At 68.8% G+C, this 26,981-nt stretch carries 22 protein-coding genes; 10 read left to right on the plus strand and 12 right to left on the minus strand.

The features are described from left to right. The gene (locus tag AB0H43_RS01135; RefSeq protein ID WP_359994583.1) at positions 1-957 is read left to right on the plus strand and encodes a D-alanine--D-alanine ligase; all 957 of its coding nucleotides are present in this window, start codon (positions 1-3) and stop codon (positions 955-957) included. Here AB0H43_RS01135 and AB0H43_RS01140 read toward each other — a convergent pair. Further along, entirely contained in the window at positions 954-2,141 is a 1,188-nt protein-coding gene (locus AB0H43_RS01140) for an MFS transporter (protein ID WP_359994586.1), read from the minus strand. The two genes, AB0H43_RS01135 and AB0H43_RS01140, sit on opposite strands and share 4 nt — an antisense overlap. A 13-nt stretch (positions 2,142-2,154) precedes the next feature. Next, entirely contained in the window at positions 2,155-2,988 is an 834-nt protein-coding gene (locus AB0H43_RS01145) for a helix-turn-helix transcriptional regulator (RefSeq protein WP_359994588.1), read from the minus strand. 101 nt (positions 2,989-3,089) lie between these two features. Between AB0H43_RS01145 and AB0H43_RS01150 the strand changes: the two genes are divergently transcribed. Then, positions 3,090-3,839 carry an SDR family oxidoreductase gene (locus AB0H43_RS01150; protein WP_359994591.1) on the plus strand — a complete coding sequence of 250 codons (750 nt, stop codon included), beginning with the start codon at positions 3,090-3,092 and terminating at the stop codon, positions 3,837-3,839. Positions 3,840-4,136: 297 nt separating this feature from the next. Here AB0H43_RS01150 and AB0H43_RS01155 read toward each other — a convergent pair whose 3' ends face one another. Continuing rightward, positions 4,137-5,162: a hypothetical protein gene (locus AB0H43_RS01155; RefSeq protein ID WP_359994593.1), complete on the minus strand. Its 1,026-nt coding sequence runs from the start codon at positions 5,160-5,162 to the stop codon at positions 4,137-4,139. Between the two features lie 2,992 nt (positions 5,163-8,154). On the opposite strand from AB0H43_RS01155, the gene AB0H43_RS01160 reads away from it, so the two are divergent. Further along, on the plus strand, positions 8,155-8,871 hold the full coding sequence (locus AB0H43_RS01160) for an alpha/beta hydrolase (RefSeq protein ID WP_359995707.1): 717 nt from the start codon (positions 8,155-8,157) through the stop codon (positions 8,869-8,871). Between the two features lie 610 nt (positions 8,872-9,481). On the opposite strand, the gene AB0H43_RS01165 is transcribed toward AB0H43_RS01160, so the two are convergent. From AB0H43_RS01165 to rpmH, 8 genes are all read right to left on the minus strand, one after another. Continuing rightward, a complete protein-coding gene (locus AB0H43_RS01165) occupies positions 9,482-10,492 on the minus strand; it encodes a ParB/RepB/Spo0J family partition protein (RefSeq protein ID WP_359994596.1) in 1,011 nt (336 codons plus the stop codon). Beyond that, positions 10,489-11,532, minus strand: a complete 1,044-nt coding sequence (locus AB0H43_RS01170; protein ID WP_359995710.1) for a ParA family protein — start codon at positions 11,530-11,532, stop codon at positions 10,489-10,491. The genes AB0H43_RS01165 and AB0H43_RS01170 overlap by 4 nt, the downstream gene beginning before the upstream one ends. 515 nt (positions 11,533-12,047) lie before the next feature. Further along, a complete protein-coding gene (gene rsmG, locus AB0H43_RS01175; RefSeq protein ID WP_359994599.1) occupies positions 12,048-12,770 on the minus strand; it encodes a 16S rRNA (guanine(527)-N(7))-methyltransferase RsmG in 723 nt (240 codons plus the stop codon). A 20-nt stretch (positions 12,771-12,790) separates the two neighbouring features. After that, a complete protein-coding gene (locus AB0H43_RS01180; RefSeq protein ID WP_359995713.1) occupies positions 12,791-13,297 on the minus strand; it encodes a R3H domain-containing nucleic acid-binding protein in 507 nt (168 codons plus the stop codon). Positions 13,298-13,390: 93 nt separating this feature from the next. Then, positions 13,391-14,287, minus strand: coding sequence for a membrane protein insertase YidC (yidC, locus tag AB0H43_RS01185; RefSeq protein ID WP_359994602.1), 897 nt, complete (start codon positions 14,285-14,287; stop codon positions 13,391-13,393). Beyond that, complete coding sequence (gene yidD / locus AB0H43_RS01190; protein WP_359995716.1) at positions 14,287-14,529, minus strand: membrane protein insertion efficiency factor YidD; 243 nt, start codon at positions 14,527-14,529, stop codon at positions 14,287-14,289. The genes yidC and yidD overlap by 1 nt, the downstream gene beginning before the upstream one ends. Positions 14,530-14,573: 44 nt before the next feature. Continuing rightward, the gene (gene rnpA, locus AB0H43_RS01195; protein ID WP_359994605.1) at positions 14,574-14,993 is read right to left on the minus strand and encodes a ribonuclease P protein component; all 420 of its coding nucleotides are present in this window, start codon (positions 14,991-14,993) and stop codon (positions 14,574-14,576) included. Positions 14,994-15,013: 20 nt separating this feature from the next. Then, positions 15,014-15,151 carry a 50S ribosomal protein L34 gene (gene rpmH, locus AB0H43_RS01200; protein WP_020522716.1) on the minus strand — a complete coding sequence of 46 codons (138 nt, stop codon included), beginning with the start codon at positions 15,149-15,151 and terminating at the stop codon, positions 15,014-15,016. 375 nt (positions 15,152-15,526) lie between these two features. Here rpmH and dnaA point away from each other — a divergent pair, with 375 nt between their 5' ends. The 5 genes from dnaA to AB0H43_RS01225 all read left to right on the plus strand — a co-directional run bounded on the left by dnaA (position 15,527) and on the right by AB0H43_RS01225 (position 21,519). Next, entirely contained in the window at positions 15,527-17,158 is a 1,632-nt protein-coding gene (gene dnaA / locus AB0H43_RS01205) for a chromosomal replication initiator protein DnaA (protein WP_359994608.1), read from the plus strand. A gap of 648 nt (positions 17,159-17,806) precedes the next feature. Beyond that, the gene (gene dnaN / locus AB0H43_RS01210; protein ID WP_359994610.1) at positions 17,807-18,940 is read left to right on the plus strand and encodes a DNA polymerase III subunit beta; all 1,134 of its coding nucleotides are present in this window, start codon (positions 17,807-17,809) and stop codon (positions 18,938-18,940) included. 90 nt (positions 18,941-19,030) lie between these two features. Continuing rightward, the gene (gene gnd, locus AB0H43_RS01215; RefSeq protein ID WP_359994613.1) at positions 19,031-19,903 is read left to right on the plus strand and encodes a phosphogluconate dehydrogenase (NAD(+)-dependent, decarboxylating); all 873 of its coding nucleotides are present in this window, start codon (positions 19,031-19,033) and stop codon (positions 19,901-19,903) included. Between the two features lie 7 nt (positions 19,904-19,910). Next, the gene (recF, locus tag AB0H43_RS01220; RefSeq protein WP_359994616.1) at positions 19,911-21,026 is read left to right on the plus strand and encodes a DNA replication/repair protein RecF; all 1,116 of its coding nucleotides are present in this window, start codon (positions 19,911-19,913) and stop codon (positions 21,024-21,026) included. Next, positions 21,019-21,519 carry a DciA family protein gene (locus tag AB0H43_RS01225; protein ID WP_359994618.1) on the plus strand — a complete coding sequence of 167 codons (501 nt, stop codon included), beginning with the start codon at positions 21,019-21,021 and terminating at the stop codon, positions 21,517-21,519. The genes recF and AB0H43_RS01225 overlap by 8 nt, the downstream gene beginning before the upstream one ends. Positions 21,520-21,532: 13 nt before the next feature. Here the strand turns inward: AB0H43_RS01225 and AB0H43_RS01230 are convergent, their stop codons facing one another. Next, positions 21,533-22,087: a hypothetical protein gene (locus AB0H43_RS01230; RefSeq protein WP_359994621.1), complete on the minus strand. Its 555-nt coding sequence runs from the start codon at positions 22,085-22,087 to the stop codon at positions 21,533-21,535. 396 nt (positions 22,088-22,483) lie between these two features. On the opposite strand from AB0H43_RS01230, the gene gyrB reads away from it, so the two are divergent. Together gyrB and gyrA are read left to right on the plus strand one after the other, a co-directional pair. Then, positions 22,484-24,421, plus strand: a complete 1,938-nt coding sequence (gene gyrB, locus AB0H43_RS01235) for a DNA topoisomerase (ATP-hydrolyzing) subunit B (RefSeq protein WP_359994624.1) — start codon at positions 22,484-22,486, stop codon at positions 24,419-24,421. Positions 24,422-24,458: 37 nt separating this feature from the next. Then, the gene (gyrA, locus tag AB0H43_RS01240) at positions 24,459-26,981 is read left to right on the plus strand and encodes a DNA gyrase subunit A (RefSeq protein WP_359995719.1); all 2,523 of its coding nucleotides are present in this window, start codon (positions 24,459-24,461) and stop codon (positions 26,979-26,981) included.

Genomic DNA, 26,981 nt, shown 5'->3' on the forward strand with positions numbered 1-26,981 from the left:
ATGTCGCGTACCGCCCAGGTCGGCCGAGTCCTCGTCCTCGCCGGAGGCCTCTCCTACGAACGGGACGTCTCGCTGCGCTCCGGCCAGCGGGTGATCGACGCGCTGAAGGCGGTCGGCGTCGACGCCGAACTGCACGATCCCGACGTCACGCTGCTGCCGTCGCTGCGCGAGGACCCGCCGGACGCCGTCGTCATCGCCCTGCACGGCGGGATCGGCGAGGACGGCAGCCTCCGCGGCGTACTCGACCTCTGCGGCGTCCCCTACGTCGGCTGCGACGCCCGGGCCGCCCGGCTGGCCTGGGACAAGCCCTCCGCGAAAGCAGTGCTCTCGGAGGCTGGCATCCCGACGCCGGAGTGGGTCGCGCTGCCGCACGAGCGGTTCTCCGAACTCGGTGCGGTCGCGGTGCTGGACCGGATCGTGGAGCGCCTCGGGCTGCCGCTGATGGTCAAGCCCGCGCAGGGCGGCTCCGGCCTCGGCGCCACCGTCGTGCGTACGGCGGACGCGCTGCCGGCCGCGATGGTGGGCTGCTTCGCGTACGGGCCGACGGCGCTGGTCGAGCGCTATGTCGGCGGGGTGGACGTGGCCGTCTCGGTGATCGACCTGGGGGAGGGGCCGTTGGCGCTCCCGGCGGTCGAGATCGTGCCGAACAGCGGGGTCTACGACTACGCCGCCCGCTACACGGCGGGCGTGACGACGTGGCACACCCCGGCCCGGCTCAAGCCCGAGGTCGCCGAGCGGGTCGCCGACGCGGCCCTGGCCGCACACCGGGCCCTGGGGCTGCGGGACCTGTCCCGGGTGGACCTCATCGTCACCCCCGACGGCGAGTGCACTGTTCTCGAGGTGAACGTCGCGCCGGGGATGACCGAGACGTCGCTCCTGCCGATGGCGGTGCAGGCCGCCGGCCTGGACTTCGGCCAGGTGCTCGCCACGCTCGTCCAGCGCGCTGCGGTCCGTTAGTCGCCGACGGCGGTCGCTGCTGTCCGCGTACTCGTGAAGAGCAGAAGACCGGCCAGCGCGAAGAGCGACGCGCAGACCTCCACCGGGATCACCGATCCCGCCGCGCCCCGCAGAGCCGCGACCACGAGCGGCACGGTGGTCGCCCCGATCGCGGCGGAGGTACTGAGCATGCCCGCGACCGTGCCGAAGTGCCTGGTCCCGAAGTGCTGGGCGACCAGCGCGGGCCGGGTCACCGTGGCGACGCCGAAGCCGAGACCGACGGTGACCACGCAGAGCACCGCGCCCACGGTCGCGCGGCCCACGAACGGCAGCAGCCCGAGCGCGAGCCCCTGCACCACGAACAGGCCACACACGACGCCGATCGGCTGGGTCCAGCGCTGCAGCGCGGTGATGGCGATCCGCCCGGTCACCGAGAGCAGCCCGATGAGCCCCGCGATGCTCGCGGCGACCGTCGTGGAGTGCCCCAGGTCGCGCAGAATGCTGACGAGCTGGATGCCGAGCGTGGTGACCACGGAGCTGTTGGCGGTGAACGCTACCGCGTAGAGCCAGAAGCGCGGCCGCCGCAGGGTTTCCGCGATCACCGCCTTGCTTGGGTGGTGCTGGTGCCGGCTTGTCGCCGGGCCGTCGGGCACCGCGACGAAGTGCAGGGGGATGGTGACGACGCCCAGGATCGCGGCCAGCCAGAGGAGCGTCTCGCGCCACCCCAGATGCTCCACGAGCGCGCCGGTGAGCGGCAGGAAGATGGTGCTCGCGAAGCCGCCCACGACCGTCACCGTCAGCAGGGCCAGGGCGCGGCGCTCGGCGGGCAGCCGCGGGACGATCACCGCGAAGGCCGGCTCGTAAAGGACCAACGCCCAGGTCACGCCGATTCCGGCCCACACGAGATAGAGGGTCATGAGATCGTCCACTTGGGACGCCGCTGCCAGCAGGAGGGTCGCGCCGATCGAACCCGCGGTCATCAGCCCGCGGCCGCCCCGCCGATCGATCCACCGCCCCGCCAGCACCGCGGTGCCCGCCGACGCCAGGGTGCACAAGGTCATCGCGAAGGTCACCCGGGTGGGGCTGGCGCCGAGATCGCGCGCCATCGGCGTCAACAGCACCGAGTACGCGTAGAAGAGGCAGCCGTAGCCCACCAGTGAGGTGACGGCGAGCGAGCCGACCAGAACCCTGCCTCGCGCGCCCACCCGCCCAGCGTACTCAATTCACGATCTTGGCTTGCCTCTCCCGAATCTCCCGCATCGCCCGCCACGACGGCGATCCCGGCTCGGTGGTGTAGACGATCAGGCGCTGATCCCGATCGGGGATCAACAGCACCTCACAGTGGAAGTCGACGGCGCCGACGACGGGGTGCACGAAGCTCTTCTTCATCCCCCGGCGTACCTGCACCTCATGGTCGGCCCACAACTCCCCGAACTCCGGGCTCATCCGCAGCAGCTCGTCGACGAGGCTGTTGAGGCTCTCGTCGTCGGGATAGCGGGCCGACGCGGCACGCAGGTCGGCCACGGCCGATCGGACGAAGACGCTGTGGTCGAGGTCACACAGGTACTCGGCCAGATGGGGCGACCGGAAGATCCAGCGCAGCATGTTGCGCTCGACCCCAGGGGCGCTCAAGTCGCCGATGAACTCCGTCGCCAGGTCGTTCCAGGCCAGGATGTCGTACTTGACGTCGATGACGTATGCGGGCTGGTCCGTCATCGCGGCGATCATGTTCTGGATGCCGCGCGGGACGTCTCCCGCTGGACGGCTGGCGGGGGAGACCGTCTCGCCGGCGAGGTGGAACAGATGCGCCCGCTCGTCGATGCTCAGCATCAGCGCCCGGCCCAGCGCGTTCAGGATCTGCCGGGACGGCCGGGGACCCCGGGCCTGCTCCAGTCGCGTGTAGTACTCGACCGACATCCCGGCGAGCTGAGCCACCTCCTGGCGCCGCAGTCCAGGCGTACGCCGCCGGCCGTTGTCCGGCAGCCCGACGTCGATCGGCCGTAGCCGGGCTCTTCTGGCTCGCAGATACTCGGCGAGATCGGCACGGTTCATGCCTCCAGTTTCCTCTCTTCGGGAGGGACGAACCAGGTACCGGCGATACCACCATCAGCCGGGCCTCCCAGGTGGCCACCGGACGGGCGACTGTGGATCTCATGACTTCGATCGCACTCATCACTGGTGGCAACAAGGGAATCGGGTACGAGATCGCTCGGGGCCTCGGCACGGCGGGCCACACGGTTCTGGTCGGCGCCCGAGACACCGCGCGGGGCACCGCTGCGGCCTCGGCACTATCGGCCGAAGGACTGGACGCGCACTTCGTCCAGCTGGACGTGACCGATGCGGCCTCGGTGTCCGCCGCCGCCAAGCACATCGAGCACGAGTACGCCCGACTCGACATCCTCGTCAACAACGCCGGGATCGCCCGAGCCGACGGAGACGAGCGGGCGGCCGACCCCGCCGCCTGGGCACCGAGCGGCCAGAGCGCCGACTCGATCCGGGCCGTGTTCGAGGTGAACGTCTTCGGCCTCGTCACCGTCACGAACGCGATGCTGCCCCTGATCCGTCGCTCGGCCGCCGGCCGCATCGTCAACGTCGCGAGCGAGGTCGGCTCGTTCGGCCTGACCCTGGACCAGTCCAGCCCGTACTGGTCCCTCGTGAGCCTCGGCTACCCGGTGTCCAAGACGGCGGTCAACATGATCACCGTCCAGTACGCCAAAGAACTCTGGGACACGCCCATCAAGGTGAACTCGGTCTGCCCGGGATACACCGCCACCGACCTCAACGGGAAGTCCGGCTTCAAGACGCCGGAGGAAGGGGCGCGAGTGGCCGTACGCCTCGCCCAGATCGGGGCGGACGGGCCGACCGCTCAGTTCTTCAACGAAGCGGGACAGTTGCCCTGGTAGTTCTGAGTTGCTGTCCCCGTTTCACGTGAAACGGGGCGGCCTCGCGTGGGCGGGTGTGCTTTCTGCTTCGCGTGGGCGGGTGTGTTTTCTGCTTTCACGTGAGCCGGTCTGTTTCTGCTTTCGCCTGAGCGGGTCTGCTTTCGCGTGAATGGGCCTGCTTCGCGTGAGCGGGCCTGCTTTGGCGTGAACGGGTCTACGGGACGGCGGCTGGTTTCACGTGAAACCAGCCGCCGTTTCTGTTGCTGTCCCTGGTGTGCCCTGTAGTCGGCAGCCGGCTGCCTACTGTCCGGTCGGGGGCTATCCCGCGGATCCTGTTGGCTGCTGTCCCTCGGGCCCGGTTGGCGGCTGTCCCGCGGATCCTGTTGGCTGGGGCGCTGATCCCGTTGGCGGCTGTCCTGCGGGCCCGGTTGGCGGTTGTCCCACCGATCCCGTTGGCGGCTGAGCCGGATGCTGCGGAGCGGCCGTGGACTGTCCCGCGATTGTGCCAGGCTCGCCAGCGACCGCTACGGACTGTCCTGCGGAGGCTGTGTGCTGTCCCGTGGCGGCGGCGTGTTGTCCGGGACGGGGGACTGAGGCCACTCCGACCGCTGCGCCGCTCGGCTTCTCCGTCTCCGGGCTCTTTTCCACGCCCTCGGACACCTGGACCGCCGGCTCTGCAGGACTTGCCTCGCTCCCACCGGCCCCGCCGTCGCTCTCCTTCTCGTCGCTCAGAACGCCGAGGCCTTCGACGAAGCTCGACGGCGCCTGCCATTCGATCCGGGGCGGCTGAGCCAACGCCGTGCCGCCGAACTCGGCGAGCCAGGCGGCGACGAGCGCAAGGTCCTCCCGCCACCTGCGCTCCTCGACCGGCGGCAGAATGTCGTCCCACATCGGCAGGAAAGAGCCACGCAGTTGCAGCTGACCCTTCGGCCGCGCCATGAACCAGAGGTGCAGGTGCGCGGCGCCGTCTCCCCAGCGGTTCACGTGCACCCTCGCGACGTCGTCGAGCGACCGGATCGCACGCTCAACGCGGACGGTCATGACGCCCAACTCGGCGGCGAGCAGGTTGGGCAGATCGCCGAGGTCCAGATGCGACCGCGGCTCCAGGATCAGAATCATCGGCAGGCCGGTCGGGCGGTCCATGGAGCGCACCCGCCAGCGCTCGTTGACCCAGATGTACGAGTCGTCGCCGGACTGGCAAGCCTTGCAGTCGGCGATCTCCTCACCCTTGCGGGCGGGCTCGACGTCGACCGGCGCATCCAGCGCCTTGACCTTCAGATCGCCCTCGAACGGGAACGTGTCCCAGGAGGTGAAGGCCGGGAGGGGGAGGGGTGTTTCAGCCACGAGGGAACCCTATCGGAGCGGGTCATCGGCTGTCTCCCCTCCGGGCGTGCCCTCACCCTCCCAGCGGCTCCCGCGCGCTCCCGCCACCTCCATGGCGCTCCCGTTTCACGTGAAACCGGCTGGCGTCGTCCACAATCCACAGAGTTATCCACCGGTACACACACCGCCCTGTGGATAACTCTGTGGAGAATGGGTTCCACCGTGTGTCACCCGGGTCCGGTCTGGGCCCGGGCGTACCGCGTACCGTCCCAAGAAATGGCCCGTCAGCGCAGGTTTTCAGCGCTCACGATCGGCTCCGGAGGGTAACCGTGACCGCTTTTCACGGGGTGTTTCACGTGAAACGGGACCGGTGGATAACTCCATCAATCTTGTGGATAACTTCGCCCGGCCTGGGGATTTCGCAGGTCCCGGGCATCTCCAGACTTCCGTCATCCACAGGTTGGCCTGGCTTGTTCCACAGGCCTGACGGCGCCTTTCATGGGTCGCCGGAGATCAAACGTGTGTACGAGCGCTGCCGCACTTGGGCGGTCTCGGGCCTGGTGAGGCTGCCCGCCGTACCACGCTGCCGGCTCTGCGAACACTGCCGGCCTTGCCGCGCTGGCAGCCTGCGGGCAGCCCTCCTTGCCATGCTGCCCGCTTGCCACGCTGCCGGTCGTCCCACACTCCCGGCCGGGCTACACTGCCCGCCGGGCCACACTGTCGGCCGAGACCCCAGTTCGCACTGCCTCGACACGGCTGACCTGGAAGTGCTTGCGCTCGGCGCGCCGTCCTGTCGCCCTAGCTACCCTCGCCGTCCCTGCGCCGTCCTCGCCGTCCTCCCCGTCCTTGCCGTCCTCCGTCCCTGCGGCGTCCGTGCGTACTCGCCGTCTGCCTTCGTCCTCACCGTCCACTGCGTTCTCGCCGTCCATGCGGCACCCCACGGCCTTCCTGCGCGGTCCCGCCGGCCTGTGCCGTCCTGGCCGCCCTGGCGGTGGTGCGCTGTCCTGGCCGGCCTGCGCCGTCCTTGTGTCCTCGTCATCCTGCGCCGGCTCGGCGGGCGCTCAGCCCATCCTTGGGTTGCTGCAGGGATGGCTGCTGTCCCGCCCCGGGTTGTCGGGGTGATGCCGAGTTTGCGGGGCACTCGCCGCAATACCAGCGACTCGCCCCCGGCGCCGCGCCGCGAAGCTGCCCTGCGCGCCGAGCGCCGACTGGACGGCGACCCGTTCGTCGCGGGCGATCCCGGACTCGGCGATCGCCCGGCCGACGCCTTCCCGCTCGGCCGGCATCGGCATCGCGGCGCCGTTTGGGGCTGCAGGGCGTTGTGGGCGCTCGGTTCGACTCCGACGAGGTCCCCTTCGCTGTGCACCTGGCGCGGCGTGATGCACAGAGTCAGGTCGCCTTGGCGCGGGGCTTGGTGACCCAGCTGCTGATGGTATGTGGACCTGAACCGCGGTCATATCTGTCTGCTCCGCGGCGCGGGCCTTTCTCTGACGCACTCATCTCGGCCCCGGAGGAGATCGCCTGCGGTGCCGCAGCCCGACTTCTTCACGATCACGAAGCGAGCTGACGCTGGGCAACTCCGCACTCGGCTTCGGAAGGAGTTGGTCATAGCCGACCCCGATACCGCACGGGCCGGCTATGAACATTCCGTCGAGGACCGCCAGGTATGCCCGCGCCGAATGATGGCACCACCGCGTGCCTCTCTGGGATCTTTGCCGCCGACCAGAGCAGCGGCCACCTTCCAATGGTCGACACCCTCGCCTGAGGATTGCGCCCCCGATGCTCTGCGCTCTGCTCCGGGCTGGACTGTGGTGCCACACCCGTCGCTTGCCCCGATGGCGTTCAACTTCTTGTTCCGGCGGAACGCCCGCGGGGGCCTGACGACCCCGACGGATCTCGCAGGTACGGACTCGTGGTCGTCGACATCGCCCGACAACTGGTGGCACAGCAACCCGGCAAGTCGTCACACAGCTAACCGGCAACTCGAGGCGCAGCAACCCGGCGAGTCCTGGCGCAGCAAAGCTCGGGGGTGGTGGCGCCGCAACCCGGCAAGTCGTGACAACGCAAGCCCCGCGTCTCGTTGCACAGCGAGCCGGCATGTCGTTGCGCGGCAAATAGAACAGGAAGAAGCGCATCGCCAAACAGCAGCCGCCGCAGCCGAACACGGTGAAGGGATGGGGAGTGGCCCGCCAGCCGTGGCGCTACCGGGTCTACGACGGCGACGGCCAACTCCTGCACTCCGGCACCACTACCGCCAACTTCTGTACGTCGGTGCCACTCGGATTCGCCCCAGCACGGCGCCCCCCAATCGCCTCGGAGCGGCTAGCGGCACACCGGCACAGTACGTGTCACGGCCTACCGGCCTGGCGCGTGTGGCGGCGTACCGGGCGGGGCGTGTTGTGGTGTACCGGCGGTGCGGGATGCGGCGTACCGGTTCGGCGCATGTTGTGGTGTGCCGCAATGAGCCGGTCGAGTCCGGCGTACTGCGTTTGCGACCGCTCGATCGGGCCCGCCGAAGTCAGCCAATCCCGAGGTGCGATTCCCGGACGCCCACCACTGGCGATGGGCCCCGCGGACGACACCGCGTGCCATGCACCCGGATGCAGCCATCCGGCGCACCTGCCACACCGACCACACGGTCGACCGTTCGATACGCGGGTTGAGACCCGATGCGGATCCGGTCGGCTCTGCCGACGTCACCGCCTGGCACACGAGGGCGACTACCGGATGCATCACTACGCCCCGGCCGCTCCGAGCGGGGAGAGCGCCCGACAGCCGCTCCTGCCGACCGGCCCCGATCCGCGCCGTGAAACGACGGCCGCGGGCCATGTTTCACGTGAAACACGAAGATCCACTCGCCGACCCGGCGCTCGCCGCAGACCGTCGCTTGGCTGGAGGCTGGCGCGGGCAAGCCCGGATCGATTCGCCCGCGCTCCGGCATCGGCTCGCGGAATGGAGCTGCGTCCGCATCACGGCCGGAGGCGTACGGCTGACGTTGGTAGCGTTCGCGGGCATGGAGTCGCGGACGATTCGAGTTGGAGACACCTCATTACACGTCGGCGTGACGGGCCAGGGTCCTGATGTTGTGGTCCTCACCGGCGGACCTGGTTGTGTGCAGTATCTGGAACAGGACGGGATCGCACCGCTGCACCACCGCGCCTGGTACCCCGAGCCACGCGGAGTCGGCCGCTCGGGCGGAGGCCCCCACGGCATGGAACGAGCGATCGCTGATCTCGAAGGAATCCGTGCGGCGGTCGGAATCGACACCTGGATCGTGGTAGGCCATTCGTGGGGCTGCGACTTGGCTGTGCGCTACGCCGTCGAACATCCGGAGGTGGTGGCCGCGGTGGTTGGCGTCGCCGGCCGGGGTCCACAGCGCGACCGCACCTGGTCTCAGGCGTACGAAGCGGGGAAGGCCACCGCACCCTTCGTGGACGTCGACTGGGTGCCCGAAGTCCACGCGGCCCTCAGCGATTCGTTCACCGACTGGATCCATGGGCCCGCGCTCTGGCGTGGACTGGCCGACTGCGCCGTGCCGATGCATTTCATCGCCGCTGGGGACGACATCCGCCCGTCGTGGCCGCTGGCGCAACTGGCCGCGCTCGTTCCACGCGGACGATTCTCAACGGTGCCAGGTGTGCCGCATGACTTCTGGTTCACTCACCCCGAGCTGTGGACCAAGACCGTCACGGCGGCGTGCATCGCTGCGCAAGGCGATCGGCGGCCGTGAACCGCTCGCTTCAATTACCGGCGCCCGTGGCCGCCATGCGCACAGACCGCGGTAGCCCGCGAGGTCTTCGGCCGCGCGAGGTCTTCGGCCGCGCGAGGTCTTCGGCCGCGCGAGGTCTTCGGCCGCGACGACGGCTAGGCCGTGTCGCGCAAGAGGCGAGCGCACCCAGCGAGCCCGACACACTCACGAGCCGGGGGTTGACGCAGAAAGCCGCGTGCTGAGGGTCGAGCGCGGAGCCGCGAGCGCAGAGCCGGACGCCGCCGGTCGAGCGCGGAAGTCCAGCGCGGAAGTCGAGCGGGGGGAACCGAGGGGAGGAGAACCGAGCAAAAGAGAGCCGGGCGCGGAGCCCCGAGCGCAGAGCTGGACGCCGGTAGTCGAGCGCAGAGAACCGCGCGGAGAAACGAGTAGAGAAACTAGCGGAGGCTGAGCGGAGAACCCAGCGGCGTAGAGCTGGTGAACTCCCCAGCGCCAACGCCGCTCACGTCGCGCAGCCACTCACCCTCTACAGCCGGCCGGCCCGGCGTCGCGATGTTTCACGTGAAACACGGAGATCCACAACGAGAACGGCCCGGCCGCGCGAAGCGACCGGGCCGTTGCCGTGAATGTCGGACTACTCCTGGCGGTCCACGCCGATGATGCCGACGATGCGTTCGAGGTCGTCCACCGTCGCGAACTCGATCGTGATCTTCCCCTTCGAGCGGCCGATGTCGACCTTCACCCGCGTATCGAACCGGTTGGAGAGACGATCGGCCAGGTCTGTCAGCGCCGGCGCGTGCGGCTTCGAACGGCGGGCAGCGGGGGACTTCTCGGCTGGCGTACCGTCAGACACCGCGAGCGTGACGAGTTCTTCGACCGCTCGCACGGAGAGACCCTCGGCGACGATGCGCGTCGCCAACTCCTCCTGCCTCGCCGAGTCGTCCAGACCCAGGAGTGCCCGCGCGTGCCCGGCGCTCAGTACGCCTGCCGCCACCCGGCGCTGAACCGGCGCCGGGAGGTTCAGCAGCCGGATCGTGTTGGAGATCTGGGGGCGGCTGCGGCCGATGCGACGAGCCAGCTCTTCATGCGTGGCGCCGAACTCCTCCAGCAGCTGCTGGTACGCCGCCGCCTCTTCGAGCGGGTTCAGCTGTGCGCGGTGGATGTTCTCCAGGAGGGCGTCCCGGAGCATGTCGTCGTCCCGGGTGTCCCGGATGATCGCCGGGATGAGGTCCTTGCCGACCGCCTGGGCGGCCCGCCACCGGCGCTCGCCCATGACGAGTTCGTACTTGTCGGCGCCGAGGTCGCGGACCACGATTGGCTGGAGGAAGCCGACCTCCTGGATCGAGATCTTCAGCTCCTCCAAGGCCTCCTCGTCGAAGACCGTTCGGGGCTGCTTCGGGTTGGGGACGATCGAGTCGACCGAGATCTCAGCGAACCGTGCACCCGGAACCGGAGCCAACTCACGCGTGTCAGGTGCGGCCGGGGCAGGGCGAGCGGTGGGCGGTACGACTTCGGCCGCCGGCGTACTCTGCCGAGGCGCGGCGGGTGCCGGCTCCTCAGGTGCGGCGGCGGGCGCCGGTCCGGTCGGGATCAGCGCGCCGAGGCCACGCCCCAGCCCGCCCTTCGGCCGTGCAGCGGCACTCATGCGGTGACTCCGATCTTCGCGCCGCGTTCGGCGATCTCCTGGGCTGCCTCGAAGTAGCTCGTCGCCCCACGGGAGCCCGGGTCGTACGTCATCACGGACTGGCCGTAGCTGGGCGCCTCGGACACCCGCACGTTGCGGGGGATCACTGAGGTGAGCACCTTGTCCCCGAAGTGGTTGCGCACGTCCTGCTCCACCGCGTCGGCCAGGCGCGTACGCCGGTCGTACATGGTCAGGAGGATGGTCGACACGTCCAGCGTCGGGTTCAGGTGAGCCTTCACGAGGTTGATGTTGTTGAGGAGCTGGTTCAGACCCTCCAGCGCGTAGTACTCGCACTGGATCGGGATCAGCACCTCCTGCGCCGCGACGAGCGCGTTGACCGTCAGCAGGCCGAGTGAGGGCGGGCAGTCGATGAACACGTAGTCGAACTCGTTCGGGTACGCCTGGATGGCCCGCCCGAGGCGGGACTCCCGCGCGACGACCGAGACGAGTTCGATCTCCGCACCGGCGAGGTCGATCGTCGCCGGTACGCAGTGCAGGTTCGGGATGCCCTCGACCGGCTGGGCGACATCGGCCAGCGGAACGTTCTCGATGAGGCAGTCGTAGACGTCCGGGATGCCGGCGTGGTGGGGGACGTTCAGCCCGGTGGAGGCATTGCCCTGTGGGTCGAGGTCGACCACCAGTACGCGGTTGCCGTGCAGGGCGAGGGCGACCGCCAGGTTCACGGTCGTGGTGGTCTTGCCCACGCCGCCCTTCTGGTTGGCCACACACATGACGCGCGGCCGGGCCGGGCGAGGCATGGTGATCTCGCCGCTCGGGTTCAGAATCTGCACGGCTCGCATAGCCTCCATCGCCAGCGGCGGGTCGTCCTCGCGCGGCTCTGCCGCGACTTCCTCTGCACCGTACGTGTTCGCCACGGGGACCTCGGTTTCGACATGCGCAGCGTTGGTCGCGGTCGCGCCGGGGACCGCGCTGACAGGACGGGGGGACGGGCTCGGACGGGTGCCGGGCGGATTCGGGGGAGCGGGGGCGTACCCCGTCACGGTTCGCGGCGGCTCTTCGGCGCGCCGCGGCGCGGCCTCGGCCTCGTTCCGGGCGCCCGATTCGGCGTACTCGGGTGCTAGAAAGGTCGGTGTCCGCGGCTGCGGCACCGATGTTTCACGTGAAACATCGTTCTGCACGGTCACATCCCTGCCCCTGATGGATGACGGCTCGACCGCGTCGTTGACCCGCGCCAGAAGGGGGTCCACACAAACGACGCGCGGCCAGCCTACGGCGCTGGCGCTCGTGATTCCAGTTGAGTCCACCGGTCGGGCATCGTCAACGGCACGAACCGGCGGGGTGAACACCGCCAGTCCATTCACCAGCAGCAGGCGACCGGCCATGCGCGGCGATCCCGCTGTGGGCCATCCCACACCCTGAGACTTAAGGCCAGGGGCTGCGACGGGAGCGCCGGGGCCGGACGTGAAAGACGTTCGACGTCGGCCAAGCTTGTCGGGCGCCGACCCCCGCGTACCGCCACTTCGACCCCCATGCGCGCCTCGCGCCCGGGGCCAGATCACCGCCGCGACCGCGCCCCCGAGCGAGCCGCCTTGCGTGACGGCTTCGACTTCATCCGCGCGACGCACTCCACCTCGACCACGGTGGTCGGCGGCTCGATCAGGCCTTCACCGCAGCGCACGACTACGGCGGGACCGCCGCCGAGGCGGGTAACCGCCGCCTGGTGCTCGGCGATCTCCTCCGCGGCGGAGGAGCCCTTGAGCGCCAGCATGCGACCGCCGATCCGGGCCAGCGGAAGGCACCACGCGGCCAGCCGATCCAGCGGTGCGACCGCTCGGGCCGTCACCACATCCGCCTCCGCGCCGGTCGCCTCCTCGGCCCGTCCTCGATGGACGGTCACGTTGCCGAGTCCGAGCGCCTCCACCACCTCGGTGAGGAAAGCGGTGCGTCGCGCCAGCGGCTCGATGAGGGTGACCGAAATGTCGGACCGAGCCACTGCGAGCACGATACCCGGCAGACCGGCCCCGGAGCCGACATCAATCACCGTTTCCCCGGAGGAAATCAACTCGGCCACCACCGCGCAGTTGAGCAGGTGGCGATCCCAGATCCGGGGCGCCTCCCGCGGGCCGATCAGTCCGCGTACCACTCCTTCGGTGGCGAGGAGCCGCGCGTAGCTGGTGGCAAGGTCGAGCCTGGGCCCGAACAAGCGCGTGGCCGCAGATTCCAGAGAAGCAGGAACCCCGCCGGCCGAAGAGTCCGGCGCGGCGGGGTCGTGGGTCATGTGATCCATTATCTCGGTCGTCACACCGGGTGGACGACGATCCGGCGGTTCGGCTCGACGCCCTCGGACTCGCTCTCGACGCCCTCCGCCGCATTGACCACGTCGTGGACGCACTTGCGCTCGAACGCCGACATGGGCTCCAGCCGGACCGGCTCGCCGTGCTCGCGAACCTTCTCGATCGCGTTCTTGGCGACCGCGACGAGTTCCTTCTTGCGGTTGGCCCGGTACCCGCCCACGTCGAGCAGCAGCCGGCTCGGCGAGCCGGTCTCGCGGTAGATCGCGAGCCGGGTCAGCTCCTGCAGGGCCTCGAGGGTGGCGCCGCGCGGGCCGACGAGCGCACCCAGACGCTCACCGACCACCTCGACCATCGGGCGTCCCCCCGAGACCAACTCGTCGATGTCGCCGTCGAAGTCGAGGATGTCCAGCAGACCCTCGACATAGTCGGCCGCGATCTCACTCTGGTGGAAGAGCTCCTCGTCGCCGGCCGGTTCCGAACTCTGCTGCTCCGCCTCCGCGGTCGCCGCCACGTCCGCCTGCTCTTCGGCGGCCAACGCCTCGGTCTTCGTCTCGGTCACGCTGCTGTCTCCGTTGATTGTTGCGATGGCTTAGGGGGACGAGGCTCAGCCGACCTTCGGCTTCGAGCCGCCCTTCTTCGGGTTCGTCGGCTTCGCGCCCACCTTCGGCGCGAGCGCCTTGCGCTGCGCCTCGATCAGGTCGAGGTCCTCGTCCTTCTTCGCCTTGGCCTTCGGCTCGACCGGCTTGCCGTTGACGAGCGGCGGGTACTTCTTGAGCACCCAGAACTGCTGGCCGAGCGAGAACAGGTTGGTCGTGGTCCAGTACAGGATCAGACCGAGGGGGAACAGCGAGACGGAGAAGATCATCGTCAACGGGATGCCGTAGAGCATCAGCCGCTGAACCATCTTCTGCTGGGGGTCCTCGCTCCAGCCGGTCTTCAGGATCATCTGACGGCTGGTCATGTAGGTGGTGGCGATCATGATGATGCCGAAGATCACGCACAGTGCGGTCGCGAGCCCGCCGGCCTGGAGCGTGGCACCGATCGAGACGCCGAACAGCTTCGCCTGCGTCGCGCTCTCGAACTGGGCGGTCGTCCACCCGTAGAGCGTCGGGTCGTGCGGCTTGCCGTCGAGGCGGCGGATGATGTGGAAGGCGCCGAGGAAGATGGGCATCTGGATCAGCAACGGAAGGCAGCCCATGAGGGGGTTGGCCTTCTCGGTGCGGTAGAGCTCCATCATCTCCTTCTGGAGCGTCTCCCGGTCACCCTTGTGCTTCTCCTGCAGCGCCTTCATCTTGGGCTGGATGGCCTGCATCGCCCGCTGGGAGCGGATCTGCTTGACGAAGAGCGGGAAGAGGACGCCTCGGACGGTGAGCACCAGGAAGACGATCGAGAGGACCCAGTCCCAGTTCGTCGACAGCCATTCGCCGACGCCGATCTCGTCCCAGACCCAGTGCCAGGAGAGCATGACCCACGACACCGCGTAGTAGATCGGATCAAGCATTAGGGTTGCGCTCCAGTCGCCTCGTTACGGCGGTGGGCGGCCGGCGGAACCGGATCGAACCCACCAGGGTGGAAGGGGTGACACCGCCCGATCCGCCGGATCGCCAGCCAGCTACCCCGCAGCGCGCCGTGGACGGCGAGCGCCTCCAGCGCGTAAGCACTGCAGGACGGGTAGAACCGGCAGCGGGCCGGCAGGCCCGGACTTATCCAACGACGGTACGCGATAACCCCCAGCGCCAGCACGCGACCGGGGAGTGTCGCAGGTCGCGCCACGCCAGGCAGGGTCTTCACGACGCCTCCCTGGTCCGGCGCGGGCGAGCCGCGGCCGCGAGCGCGGCGTCCAGGTCCGCGCTCAGCCGGTCGAACGTCGCGTGGGCCGCTGCCGGCAACGCGCGCACCACCAGAGTGGTGCCCATCGGGTACGCCGAGAGGCGAGCCGCGACAAGGTGACGTAGCCGACGTTTGACCTTGTTCCGGACAACCGCCCCGCCAACCGCCTTGGATACGACAAAGCCGACCTTGGGGCCGCTCATGTCACAGTCGGCGCGGGGGGCGGACGTGACACAGCCCGAGAGCTCCCGGCTCTCGGGCTGGTCGATGCTGGTCTTCAAGTGGACGACCACGGTGCCCCGGCCGACACGTCGACCGGCGCGGACGGCGTCAGCGAACTCGCGGCTGCTCCGCAGACGATTCGCGGCCGGCAGCATGCGGCACCGCCCCGCTCGGCTCAGACGGCCAGGCGGGCGCGACCCTTGCCCCGGCGGGCGGACAGGACGGCACGGCCGGCACGGGTGCGCATGCGCAGCCGGAAGCCGTGGGTCTTGGCGCGCCGACGGTTGTTCGGCTGGTACGTGCGCTTGCTCACGTCAGGCTCTCCTGCGGTCATCCCCGCCCCTGGACGGCGGCGGGGGAGGTCTTCTCGACGGTCTCTCGACTGTCTATTCGGCCGCCACCCTAGCATCCTTCTCAGGAGCGCTGGGCAGCGGAGCAACCTGTCCAGGGTACACGCTGCGTCGATCTGGGACCAAAGCGCTGTGGTCTTGTGGTCGCTGCCTCGTTATCCTGCTGGGACCCGGATGGGGGCCGGGGAGTGCTCGCCCGAGCCGCCAGGAGTGCGGTCAGTGTCACGTGGCCGCCCCGGGGCCACACGGCGCCGGGGTTGTGGATAACTTAGCTCGATGCCGTTGTGCGCAGAGTCCGCGCCGCGGGCGTCCGGGGAGAAGGTTGGGGGGCGAGAAGAGTGGGAGACCTCGACGCGGTCTGGGTGAACGCCGTCAACGATCTCGCCGACCAGATCATCTCGCCGCAGCAGCGGGCGTACCTTCAGCTCACTCGGCTGCGCGCGATCGTCGAGGACACCGCGCTGCTGTCGGTGCCGGACCCGTACACCCGGGACTTCATCGAAAGCCGGATGCGGCCGCAGATCACCGACGCGCTCTCCCGGAACCTCGGCCGCCCCATCCAGGTGGCCGTGACCGTCCGTCCTCCGGAGGACGACACCCAGCGGGCTCCCCTCTACATGGGCGGCGGCTACGGCTCCCCGGCACCCGCGAGCACGCCGGTGCCGCGCCCGATGCCGGTGGAGGAGCCACGTCCGGATCTTCAGCAGGCGCTGTCCTACCCGAGCGGGGCGTACCCGCCGGTGGCGATCACTCCGCCGCCGGACGGAGAGGACGCGTTGTTCGCCGTCCCCACTCAGCCCGTGCCCCGGGAACCCGTCCACGACGGGGCGCCCGAGAGTGGCCCCGGCCGCGCCGGTTCCCCGAGCGCGCCGACGCCCTCGGTGTCGCCGGCCGAGGGACGTGGGCCGCTGGGAGCCCGGCAGGCCGCCGCCGAGACCGGTGGCAACAAGCTCAACCCGAAGTACATGTTCGAGACGTTCGTCATCGGGTCCTCGAACCGGTTCGCCCACGCCGCCGCCGTGGCGGTCGCCGAGTCGCCGGCCAAGGCGTACAACCCGCTGTTCATCTACGGCGGCTCCGGGCTCGGCAAGACGCACTTGCTGCACGCGATCGGCCATTACGCCCAGCAGCTCGGCAACGCCCGCGGCGTGCGATACGTCTCGACCGAAGAGTTCACCAACGACTTCATCAACTCCCTGCGCGACGACAAGCAGAGCGCGTTCCAGCGCCGTTATCGGGACGTCGACATCCTGCTGATCGACGACATCCAGTTCCTCGAGAACCGGGAGCGTACGCAGGAAGAGTTCTTCCACACCTTCAACACCCTTCACAACGCGAACAAGCAGATCGTGATCACCTCCGACCGGTCGCCCAAGCAGCTGGCCACTTTGGAGGATCGACTGCGTACGCGGTTCGAGTGGGGCCTGCTGGCCGACATCCAGCCGCCCGACCTGGAGACGCGGATCGCGATCCTGCAGAAGAAGGCGGCACAGGACCGGTTGTTCGCCCCGCCCGAGGTGCTGGAGTTCGTCGCCTCGCGGATCTCCAACTCGATCCGGGAACTCGAGGGCGCGCTGATCCGCGTGACGGCGTACGCCTCACTGTCCCGGTCGCCGGTGAGTCTCCAGATCGCGGAGGAGGTGCTCCGCGACTTCATTCCGGACGGCACCGCCCCGGAGATCACCGCCGACCAGATCATGGTGTCCACAGCGGACTACTTCGGGGTGAGCCTGGAGGACCTCCGCGGGCACTCCCGCTCGCGCGTGCTCGTGAACGCGCGCCAGGTCGCCATGTACCTGTGCCGGGAGCTGACGGCGATGTCGTTGCCCCGGATCGGGTCGGCCTTCGGCGGGCGCGACCACACCACGGTGATGCATGCCGAACGGAAGATCCGGCAGCAGATGGCGGAGCGACGCTCGCTCTACAACCAGATCGCGGAACTCACCAACCGGATCAAGCAAACGCCCTGACCTGCACAAAGGACACTTCGACGGGCGGTGTGACCACAGGGTCGCGCCGCCCGTCGCTGTATATCGACACTCGTCGTCAAGTTATCCCCAACCGGTGGACGGAGGTTGTGGATTGCCTGTGGATATGTGTGGACAAAAAATTGTCCCTGTGGATTCAGTGTGGACAACCGACCAAGATCCGTGGACAGGTTTCCATGATCCGTGGATATCCCTGTGTACAAGCCCCTCCGGGCGGTCCGCCCGATCGGTGGATAACCCGGTGGATAACCTGTGGAAGTCTTGTGGGGAACGTGTGGGTAAGAGTGGACATTGTGTGGACACCGAATGTCCTGTGGATGGAAGAGCGGTTTTTCCACGGCTTCATCCACCGGTTGTCCACCGGCTGTGAACCAGGGTGAGCAGCGAAAACGGCAGTTATCCCCAGTTTCCACAGGCCCTACTATTACGACGGTAGAGATTTCTAAGAAGAAGAAAAACCAATCTTCGCGGTGTGGATGTTGGTGGGCTGCCGGCGGGCCGACCCCACCGAGCACCCGCACCGGAGAAGCCATAGGGTGGTTCACCGTCACACCTCGCCGTTAGGGTCGATAGTCCGTACGAAGCTCTCGCTGACCCGACGCCCTGACATGAGATCCCCGGAGGCCTCGCATGAAGTTCCGTGTTGAGCGCGACGCGCTTGCCGACGCCGTTGCGTGGACCGCAAAGAGCCTGCCCAGCCGGCCGTCGGTGCCGGTCCTCGCAGGTGTGATGCTGCGCGTCGCCGACGGCCGCCTGCACGTCTCCGGCTTCGACTACGAGGTGTCCAGCCAGGTCGACGTCGAGGTCCAGGCGGACGCCGACGGCGCGGCCCTGGTCTCCGGCCGCCTGCTCGCCGAGATCACCAAGGCGCTCCCGGCCAAGCCGGTGGAGATCGCCGCCGTCGGCTCGCACCTCGAACTCGTCTGCGGCAGCGCGCGGTTCACCCTGCCGACGATGCCGGTCGAGGACTACCCGACGTTGCCCGAGCTGCCGCAGAGCGCCGGCACCGTCGACGCGGCCACCTTCGCCGCCGCCGTCGCCCAGGTCGCCATCGCGGCCGGCCGGGACGAGACGCTGCCCATGATGACCGGCGTACGCCTGGAGCTGTCCGGTTCCACGATCGCGCTCCTCGCCACCGACCGTTACCGGTTGGCCGTCCGGGAGATCAGCTGGGAGCCGGGGTCCGACGACGTCGAGACCACCGCTCTGGTGCCGGCGCGGACGCTGGCCGACACCGCCAAGACGCTCGGCCCGCTGGGCGGCAGCGTGACCGTCGCGCTGGCCACCGCCGGCGCGGGCGAGGGCATGATCGGGTTCGCCGGCGGCACCCGAAAGACCACCAGCCGCCTGCTCGACGGCCAGTCCTACCCGCCGGTGCGGTCGCTGTTCCCGGCGTCGTTCAACGCCGAGGCGCGGGTGCCGGTGAGCGCCCTGGTCGAGGTCGTCAAGCGCGTGTCGCTGGTCGCCGAGAAGGCCACCCCGATCCGGTTGTCCTTCACCGAGGAGGGCCTCGTCGTCGAGGCGGGCGGCACCGAGGAGGCTCGGGCGAGCGAGGCGATGGAAGCCACCTTCACCGGTGAGCCGTTCACGATCGCGTTCAACCCGCAATACCTCATCGACGGACTGGGCGCCCTCGGTGCGGCGACCGCCGTCTTCGGGTTCACCGACGCCTTCAAGCCGGCGGTTCTCATGCCGGCCGGCGACGACGGCGAGGTTGTGCCGGGTTACCGCTATCTGATCATGCCGATTCGGGTCGGGCGCTAGCCTGAACCTTCAGGGGGCGGGCCGCGCGCCGAAGATCGCCGCGTCCGGCGTCCGTCTCGAACACGGCAAGCACACCTGAGTGGAGTGACCATGCAACTCGGACTCATCGGCCTCGGCAAGATGGGCGGCAACATGCGTGACCGCCTGCGCGGGGCCGGTCACGAGGTCGTCGGCTTCGACCGCAACCCCGACCTGTCGGACGCGGCGAGCCTGGAAGAGCTGGTCGGCAAGCTGCAGGCGCCGCGCGCGATCTGGGTGATGGTGCCCGCCGGTGTCACCGAGGCGACCATCGACGCGCTCGCCTCGTTGCTGAGCGAGGGCGACATCGTCATCGACGGCGGCAACTCCCGGTTCTCCGACGACGGTCCCCGGGCCGAGAAGCTCGCCGAGTCCGGCATCGGCTACATCGACGCCGGGGTCTCCGGTGGTGTCTGGGGCAAGCAGAACGGCTACGCACTCATGGTCGGCGGCTCGGACGCCGACGTCGCCCGGCTCATGCCGATCTTCGAGTCGCTGAAGCCCGCAGGCGAGTTCGGATTCGTGCACGCCGGTCCGGTCGGCGCCGGTCACTACGCCAAGATGGTCCACAACGGCATCGAATACGGCCTCATGCACGCGTACGCGGAGGGCTTCGAGCTGCTGGAGGCGTCGGAGCTGGTGCAGAACGTGCCGGGCGTCTTCCGGTCGTGGCGCGAGGGCACGGTCATCCGGTCCTGGCTGCTGGACCTGATGGACAACGCGCTCACCGCCGACCCGCACCTCGACCAACTCAAGGGCTACGCCGAGGACACCGGCGAGGGCCGCTGGACGGTCGAGGAGGCCATCCGCCTCGCGGTGCCGATGCACGTCATCGCCGCCTCGCTGTTCGCCCGGTTCGCCTCCCGGCAGGACGACTCCCCGGCGATGAAGGCGATCGCGGCGCTCCGCAACCAGTTCGGCGGGCACGCCGTCACCAAGAGCTAGCTCCGTCATGTACGTTCGCCGGCTGGAGCTCGTCGACATCCGCTCGTACACGCGGGTGGCCGTCGACCTCCAGCCGGGGCCGAACGTACTGGTCGGCCCGAACGGGGTCGGCAAGACCAATCTCGTCGAGGCGATGGGTTACGTTGCCACCCTGTCCAGCCACCGGGTCGCCACAGACGCGCCACTCGTCCGGGCAGGTGCGGCCAGCGGCGTGATCCGCTGCGCGATCGTGCACGAGGGTCGCGAGCTGCTGGTCGAGTTGGAACTCGTGCCGGGCAAGGCCAATCGCGCCCGATTGGGCCGGTCTCCCGTACGCCGGGCCCGGGACGTCCTCGGCGCGCTGCGCCTCGTCCTGTTCGCCCCGGAGGATCTCTCCCTCGTCCGAGGGGATCCGGCCGAGCGTCGCAAGTATCTGGACGAGCTGCTCGTCCTGCGGCAGCCTCGGATGGCGGCGGTCCGATCGGACTACGAGCGGGTGCTCAAACAACGCAACGCGCTGCTCCGTAGCTCCTACCTGACCCGGCGGGTCACCAAGTCGGCCGGCGACCTGTCGACCCTCGACGTCTGGGATCAGCATCTCGCCCAGCACGGCGCGACACTGCTCGCCGCCCGGCTGGCGCTGGTCGACGCGTTGGCGCCGCACCTGGCGAAGGCGTACGACGCGGTGTCGGGCGGCGGCGCGCTGCCGGGAGCCGCCGCGAGCGCGGTATATCAGGGCACGGTCGCCGAACCCACGCCGGAAGCAGTGCTCTCGGCGCTGAAGGACGCTCGCCAGTCCGAGGTCGACCGGGGCATGACGCTGGTCGGCCCGCATCGGGACGAGCTCGCTCTGTCCCTGGGGCAGCTGCCCGTGAAGGGATATGCGAGTCACGGCGAATCGTGGTCCTTCGCCCTGGCGTTGCGGCTGGCGGCGTACGAGTTGTTGAGAGCGGACGGCCTGGAGCCGGTCCTGGCCCTGGACGACGTCTTCGCGGAGCTGGACAGCGGCCGGCGCCAGCGGCTGGCCGCGCTGGTCGGCGACGCGGCCCAGGTGATCGTGACGTGCGCCGTCGCGGCCGACGTGCCCGACGAACTCGCGGGCGTCCGCTTCACCGTCACCCCGGGAGAGGTGCACCGTGAGTGACGAGGAACTCAAAGGCCCGGAGTTGGCGCGGGCCGTGCTGGACGCGGCGAAGGCCAAGCGGGTGGCGCGCGCGGCTCAGCCGCGCAAGTCCCCGGAGGAGTATCGCCCGCGTGGTTACAGCGGGCCTGGCCCCGACCCGCGCGATCCGGCGAAGTTCGGCGACGTGCTGGCCCGGCTGATCAAGGCCCGCGGCTGGCAGAAGCCCGCCGCCGAGGCGACGGTCTTCGGCGCGTGGGAGAAGGTGGTCGGCCCGGAGATCGCGGCCCGCTGCCGCCCGGTCAAGCTTGAGGAGAAGGAGCTGACGGTCGAGGCGGAGTCCACGGCCTGGGCCACGCAGTTGCGCGCGATCGCGCCGACGATCATCAAGCGGATCGCCGCCGAGGTGGGCAACAACGTCGTGGTGCGGGTCCGCATCCACGGCCCGGCCGCGCCGTCCTGGTCCAAAGGTCCTCGACGGGTACGCGGACAGGGGCCGGGCGACACCTACGGCTGAGCCGGCGCGCCCGTCAGAACTCGGCGTAGACGGCGAAGCCGCGGTCGGCGCAGCGCCGGTAGAAGCTGGCGAGCACGGCCAACTCCGACAGCGGGAAGCTCCATTGCGGCGCCCCACCGTCGTCGTCGCGCAGCGCGTCGAGCCGTCCTTCCAACCATTTGAGCTGCTGCTCGGCCAGCCGACCCTCCGAGAGCGCTGTTCTCAGCACTTCGGCGACGGTGTCGAAGGTGACCGTCGCGCCTAGGCCGGCGTGACCGGTGACGAATTTCTCCAGACCGCCCGCGATCCACGCGCAGGTGTCCGGGTCGATCACCGGGTCCTCGTCCTCGGCGGCCGCGTCAGTGGCGTAGAGCACGCCTTCGAGCCCCAGCAGCAGGTCGATAAGCTCGGTGTACGCCGTGGCCCGGACGGTGCCGGTGCGGGCGATGTGCCCGGCCAGGGCGGCGGTCGGGGCCTCGGTCGAGGGCTTCTCCGCGATGCCGGCGAAGTCGACGAACTCGGCCGGGGCGACCGGGTCGTAGAAGCGGCCGGTCGCCGGCCACTGCACGGCGACGTTGTCCAGCCCCATCGTCAGTCCCCTTCGGTGTGGTCGTCCGGCCAGGAGTGCCTGCGCCGGACGTGATTGCCGACGGCCTCCCGGCGGCAAGGCATCACAGCCACGCGGGCAACCTACGGCATCCCGCCGACACTGCGCTATCCCGCGCGGGGTCTGTGATTCGGGCGGCTGTCCGGTGCCGGACAGGGCGACCGGACGCGGCCGGTTTGAGCGCACCCGCGTAGGGGGAGTTGCGGACGGGCGTGTTCGGGCCGCTACGGAGCCGTCAGGTACGCCTTCGGAGCCATTCAGATGCGACTCGGCGGGTGCCGCGCAAGCAGGATGTCGGTGTCACCCAGTAGGATTGCGGAGGCAGTCGCTCGGCTTGGATGGGCACGGCTGCCGACAGGCATTAACGGAAGGACGAGCGTGGCCGCGTCTAACAAGCAGGATTACAACGCCGCATCACTCACTGTTCTCGAGGGTCTCGAAGCGGTGCGCAAACGGCCCGGCATGTACATCGGTTCCACCGGTGAGCGGGGCCTGCACCACCTGGTCTGGGAGATCGTCGACAACGCGGTCGACGAGGCGTTGGCGGGCTACGCCGACACCATTGACGTGGTGCTCCTGGCCGACGGAGGGGTGCGGGTCACCGACAACGGCCGTGGTCTCCCGGTCGACATCCACCCCAAGATGAAGATCCCCGGCACCGAGGTCGCCTTCACCCAGCTGCACGCGGGTGGCAAGTTCGACGGGAAGGCCTACGCCGTCTCCGGTGGTCTGCACGGTGTGGGTGCGGCTGTCGTGAACGCCCTGTCGACCCGGGTGACCCTGGAGATCCGTCAACAGGGACACGTCTGGCGGCAGGAGTTCGTGCGCGCCAAGGCCGGACCACTGGAGAAGGGGGAGAAGGCCACCGACAGCGGCTCGGCCGTCACCTTCTGGCCGGACGGCGACATCTTCGAGACCACCGAGTTCTCGTTCGAGACGATCTACCGTCGGCTGCAGGAGCGCGCGTTCCTGAACCGCGGTCTCAAGATCAGCCTGCGGGACGAGCGCAAGGAAGAGGCCGAGCCGACCGAGGTCACCTTCCTTTACAAGGGCGGCATCGCCGACTTCGTCCGGCACCTCAACGCGACCAAGACGCCGATCCACAAGTCGGTCGTCGAGTTCAACGCCGACGGAGACGGACACGCCGTCGAGATCGCGATGCAGTGGAACGAGTCCTACGGCGAGTCGGTCTACACCTTCGCCAACATGATCAACACCCATGAGGGCGGTACGCACGAGGAAGGCTTCCGGGCCGCGCTGACCACCGTCATCAACAAGTACGGCATCGACAAGAAGCTGCTCAAGGGTGACGACAAGCTCTCCGGTGAGGACATCCGGGAAGGCCTGACCGCCATCGTCTCGGTGAAGGTCGCGAACCCCCAGTTCGAGGGCCAGACGAAGACCAAGCTGGGCAACACTGAGATCAAGAGCTTCGTCCAGAAGGTCTGCAACGACCGGCTGGCCGACTGGCTGGAGCGCAACCCGGCCGAGGCGAAGACCGTCATCACCAAGGCGTCGCAGGCCGCCCGCGCCCGTATCGCCGCCGCCCAGGCGCGCAAGCTGGCCCGGCGTAAGTCGCTGCTGGAGTCCGGTTCGATGCCGGGCAAGCTGGCCGACTGCCAGTCCACCGACCCCCGTGAGTGCGAGCTGTTCATCGTCGAGGGTGACTCGGCCGGCGGCTCGGCGAAGCAGGGCCGCGACCCGAAGATCCAGGCCATCCTGCCGATCCGCGGCAAGATCCTGAACGTCGAGAAGGCCCGCATCGACAAGGTGCTCAAGAACAACGAGGTCCAGGCGCTGATCACCGCGCTGGGCACGGGCATCCACGACGACTTCGACATCGAGAAGCTGCGCTACCACAAGATCGTGCTGATGGCCGACGCCGACGTCGACGGCCAGCACATCCAGACGCTGCTGCTGACCCTGCTGTTCCGGTTCATGCGGCCGCTGGTCGAGCTGGGCCATGTTTACCTGGCGTCCCCGCCGCTCTACAAGATCAAGTGGAACAAGAAGGGCGACGACGCGCAGTACGCGTACTCCGACCGTGAGCGCGACGGACTGATCGCGCTGCGCCAGGAGAAGCGGGCGAACGCCAAGCCCGACGACATCCAGCGGTTCAAGGGTCTGGGCGAGATGAACTACCCGGAGCTGTGGGAGACCACGATGAACCCGGCCACCCGGACGCTGCGCCACGTCACCCTCGACGACGCGGCAACAGCGGACGAGCTTTTCAGCGTCCTGATGGGCGAGGACGTGGAGGCGCGGCGTTCGTTCATCCAGCGCAACGCCAAGGACGTGCGGTTCCTGGACATCTGACCCCCACCCCGACCTCGCAGGCTGACTACGCAAGGACATCACAGAAGTGACTGAGACTCCGTTCGAGGAGAACGCCGAAGAAATCGCCGCAGAGGCGACGGAACGGAACCGCATCGAGCCCGTCGGGCTCGAGGTGGAGATGCAGCGCTCCTTCCTTGACTACGCGATGAGCGTGATCATGAGCCGGGCGCTGCCGGACGTGCGGGACGGCCTCAAGCCGGTGCACCGCAAGATCCTGTACGCGATGTACGACTCGGGCTACCGGCCGGACCGCGGCTACGTCAAGTGCTCGCGCGTCGTCGGCGACGTGATGGGTCAGTTCCACCCGCACGGCGACAGCGCGATCTACGACACCCTGGTCCGGATGGGCCAGCCGTGGTCGCTGCGGTACCCGCTGATCGACGGCAACGGCAACTTCGGCTCCCCGGGCAACGACCCGGCGGCCGCCATGCGGTACACGGAGGCGCGCCTCTTCCCGCTGGCCATGGAGCTGCTCCGGGACATCGACGAGGACACCGTCGACATGGTCCCGAACTACGACAACCGCACGACCGAGCCCACGATTCTGCCGGCCCGGTTCCCGAACCTGCTGGTCAACGGCTCTGAGGGCATCGCGGTCGGCATGGCCACCAAGATCCCGCCGCACAACCTGCGGGAGATCGCCGAGGCCGTGCAGTGGTGCCTGGCGAACCCGGAGGCGGACGAGGCCACCACTCTCGACGAGCTGATCAAGATCGTCAAGGGCCCCGACTTCCCGACGCACGGCTTGATCGTCGGCGTCGCCCCGATCGAGGAGGCGTACCGGACGGGTCGCGGCTCGATCCGGATGCGGGCGGTGGTCGAGGTCGAGGAGGACAAGCGCGGGCGTACCTGCCTCGTCGTCACCGAGCTGCCCTACCAGGTGAACCCGGACAACCTGGCCGAGCGGATCGCCGACCTGATCAAGGAGGGCAAGCTCGCCGGCATCTCCGACATCCGCGACGAGTCCTCCGGGCGTACCGGTCTGCGGCTGATCATCGTCCTCAAGCGGGATGCCGTCGCCAAGGTCGTCCTGAACAACCTCTACAAGCACACGCAGTTGCAGGAGACGTTCGGCGCCAACATGCTGGCGCTCGTCGACGGCGTACCGCGGACGCTCAACCTGGCCCAGTTCGTCCGGCACTACGTGGCGCACCAGATCCTGGTGATCCAGCGGCGTACCGCCTTCCGCCTGCGCAAGGCGGAGGAGCGCGCGCACATCTTGCGTGGTCTGGTCAAGGCGCTCGACCAGCTCGACGAGGTCATCGCCCTGATCCGGCGGTCGCCCACGGTCGAGGAGGCTCGCAACGGCCTCATCCAGCTCCTGGACATCGACGAGATCCAGGCCACCGCGATCCTCGACATGCAGCTGCGCCGCCTGGCCGCACTGGAGCGTCAGAAGATCATCGACGAGTTGGCCAAGATCGAGATCGAGATCGCCGACCTCAAGGACATCCTGGCCAAGCCCGAGCGGCAGCGGAAGATCGTCTCCGACGAGCTCACCGAGATCGTCACCAAGTGGGGCGACGAGCGCCGGACGAAGATCGTCCCGTTCGACGGCGAGGTCTCCATGGAGGACCTCATCGCGCGCGAGGACGTCGTCGTGACGATCACCCGCACCGGGTACGCCAAGCGGACGAAGGCCGACCTCTACCGCTCGCAGAAGCGCGGCGGCAAGGGGGTGTCCGGAGCGACGCTGCGGCAGGACGACATCGTCAGCCACTTCTTCGTCTGCTCCACACACGACTGGATCCTGTTCTTCACGAACAAGGGCCGGGTCTATCGGGCCAAGGCGTACGAGCTGCCGGAGGCCTCGCGGGTGGCCAAGGGCCAGCACGTGGCCAACCTCCTGGCGTTCCAGCCGGAAGAGCAGATCGCTCAGGTCATCGAGATCCCGAACTACGGCGTGGCCCCCTACCTGGTCCTCGCCACCAAGAACGGTCTGGTCAAGAAGACCGCGCTGACCGAGTTCGACTCGAACCGGTCCGGCGGCATCATCGCGATCAACCTGAAGGACGACGACGAGCTCGTCGGCGCGGCGCTGGCCGGGTCGGAGGACGACCTGCTGCTCGTCAGCAAGCACGCCCAGGCCATCCGGTTCAAGGCGACCGACGAGGCGCTGCGCCCGATGGGCCGGGCCACCTCCGGCGTCATCGGCATGCGGTTCGGCGACGGCGATGAGCTGCTGGCGATGGAGGTCGTCCAGGAGGGCATGGAATTCGACGTTCTGGTCGCCACGAATGGCGGTTACGCCAAACGGACCCCGATCGACGAATATCCTGTACAGGGTCGCGGCGGAAAGGGAGTTCTCACCGCTAAGATCACCGAGCGCCGTGGCGGACTGGTCGGCGCGGTCGTTATCAGCCCGGAAGATGAACTCTTCGCCATTACGAGCAACGGCGGAGTTATACGAACTCCGGTGAAGCCTGTACGGCGGACGCGCGATCGGAACACAATGGGTGTGAAGCTCATGGACCTCCCAGAGGGCGTAACCATCGTCGCGATTGCTCGCAATGCCGACGAACCGGACGAACAGGACTAA

Origin of the sequence: Hamadaea sp. NPDC050747, from assembly GCF_040654195.1 — a bacterium.
GTDB lineage: Bacteria > Actinomycetota > Actinomycetes > Mycobacteriales > Micromonosporaceae > Hamadaea.

What these genes read in the sequence shown, in the direction of transcription:
- yidC (WP_359994602.1), bottom strand. Translation starts at nt 14,287, where the DNA reads ATGCTTGATCCGATCTACTACGCGGTGTCGTGGGTCATGCTCTCCTGG.
- gnd (WP_359994613.1), top strand. Translation starts at nt 19,031, where the DNA reads ATGCAACTCGGACTCATCGGCCTCGGCAAGATGGGCGGCAACATGCGT.
- rnpA (WP_359994605.1), bottom strand. Translation starts at nt 14,993, where the DNA reads ATGCTGCCGGCCGCGAATCGTCTGCGGAGCAGCCGCGAGTTCGCTGAC.
- dnaN (WP_359994610.1), top strand. Translation starts at nt 17,807, where the DNA reads ATGAAGTTCCGTGTTGAGCGCGACGCGCTTGCCGACGCCGTTGCGTGG.
- AB0H43_RS01135 (WP_359994583.1), top strand. Translation starts at nt 1, where the DNA reads ATGTCGCGTACCGCCCAGGTCGGCCGAGTCCTCGTCCTCGCCGGAGGC.
- AB0H43_RS01230 (WP_359994621.1), bottom strand. Translation starts at nt 22,087, where the DNA reads ATGGGGCTGGACAACGTCGCCGTGCAGTGGCCGGCGACCGGCCGCTTC.
- AB0H43_RS01160 (WP_359995707.1), top strand. Translation starts at nt 8,155, where the DNA reads ATGGAGTCGCGGACGATTCGAGTTGGAGACACCTCATTACACGTCGGC.
- AB0H43_RS01150 (WP_359994591.1), top strand. Translation starts at nt 3,090, where the DNA reads ATGACTTCGATCGCACTCATCACTGGTGGCAACAAGGGAATCGGGTAC.
- AB0H43_RS01165 (WP_359994596.1), bottom strand. Translation starts at nt 10,492, where the DNA reads ATGAGTGCCGCTGCACGGCCGAAGGGCGGGCTGGGGCGTGGCCTCGGC.
- recF (WP_359994616.1), top strand. Translation starts at nt 19,911, where the DNA reads ATGTACGTTCGCCGGCTGGAGCTCGTCGACATCCGCTCGTACACGCGG.
- rsmG (WP_359994599.1), bottom strand. Translation starts at nt 12,770, where the DNA reads ATGACCCACGACCCCGCCGCGCCGGACTCTTCGGCCGGCGGGGTTCCT.
- AB0H43_RS01145 (WP_359994588.1), bottom strand. Translation starts at nt 2,988, where the DNA reads ATGAACCGTGCCGATCTCGCCGAGTATCTGCGAGCCAGAAGAGCCCGG.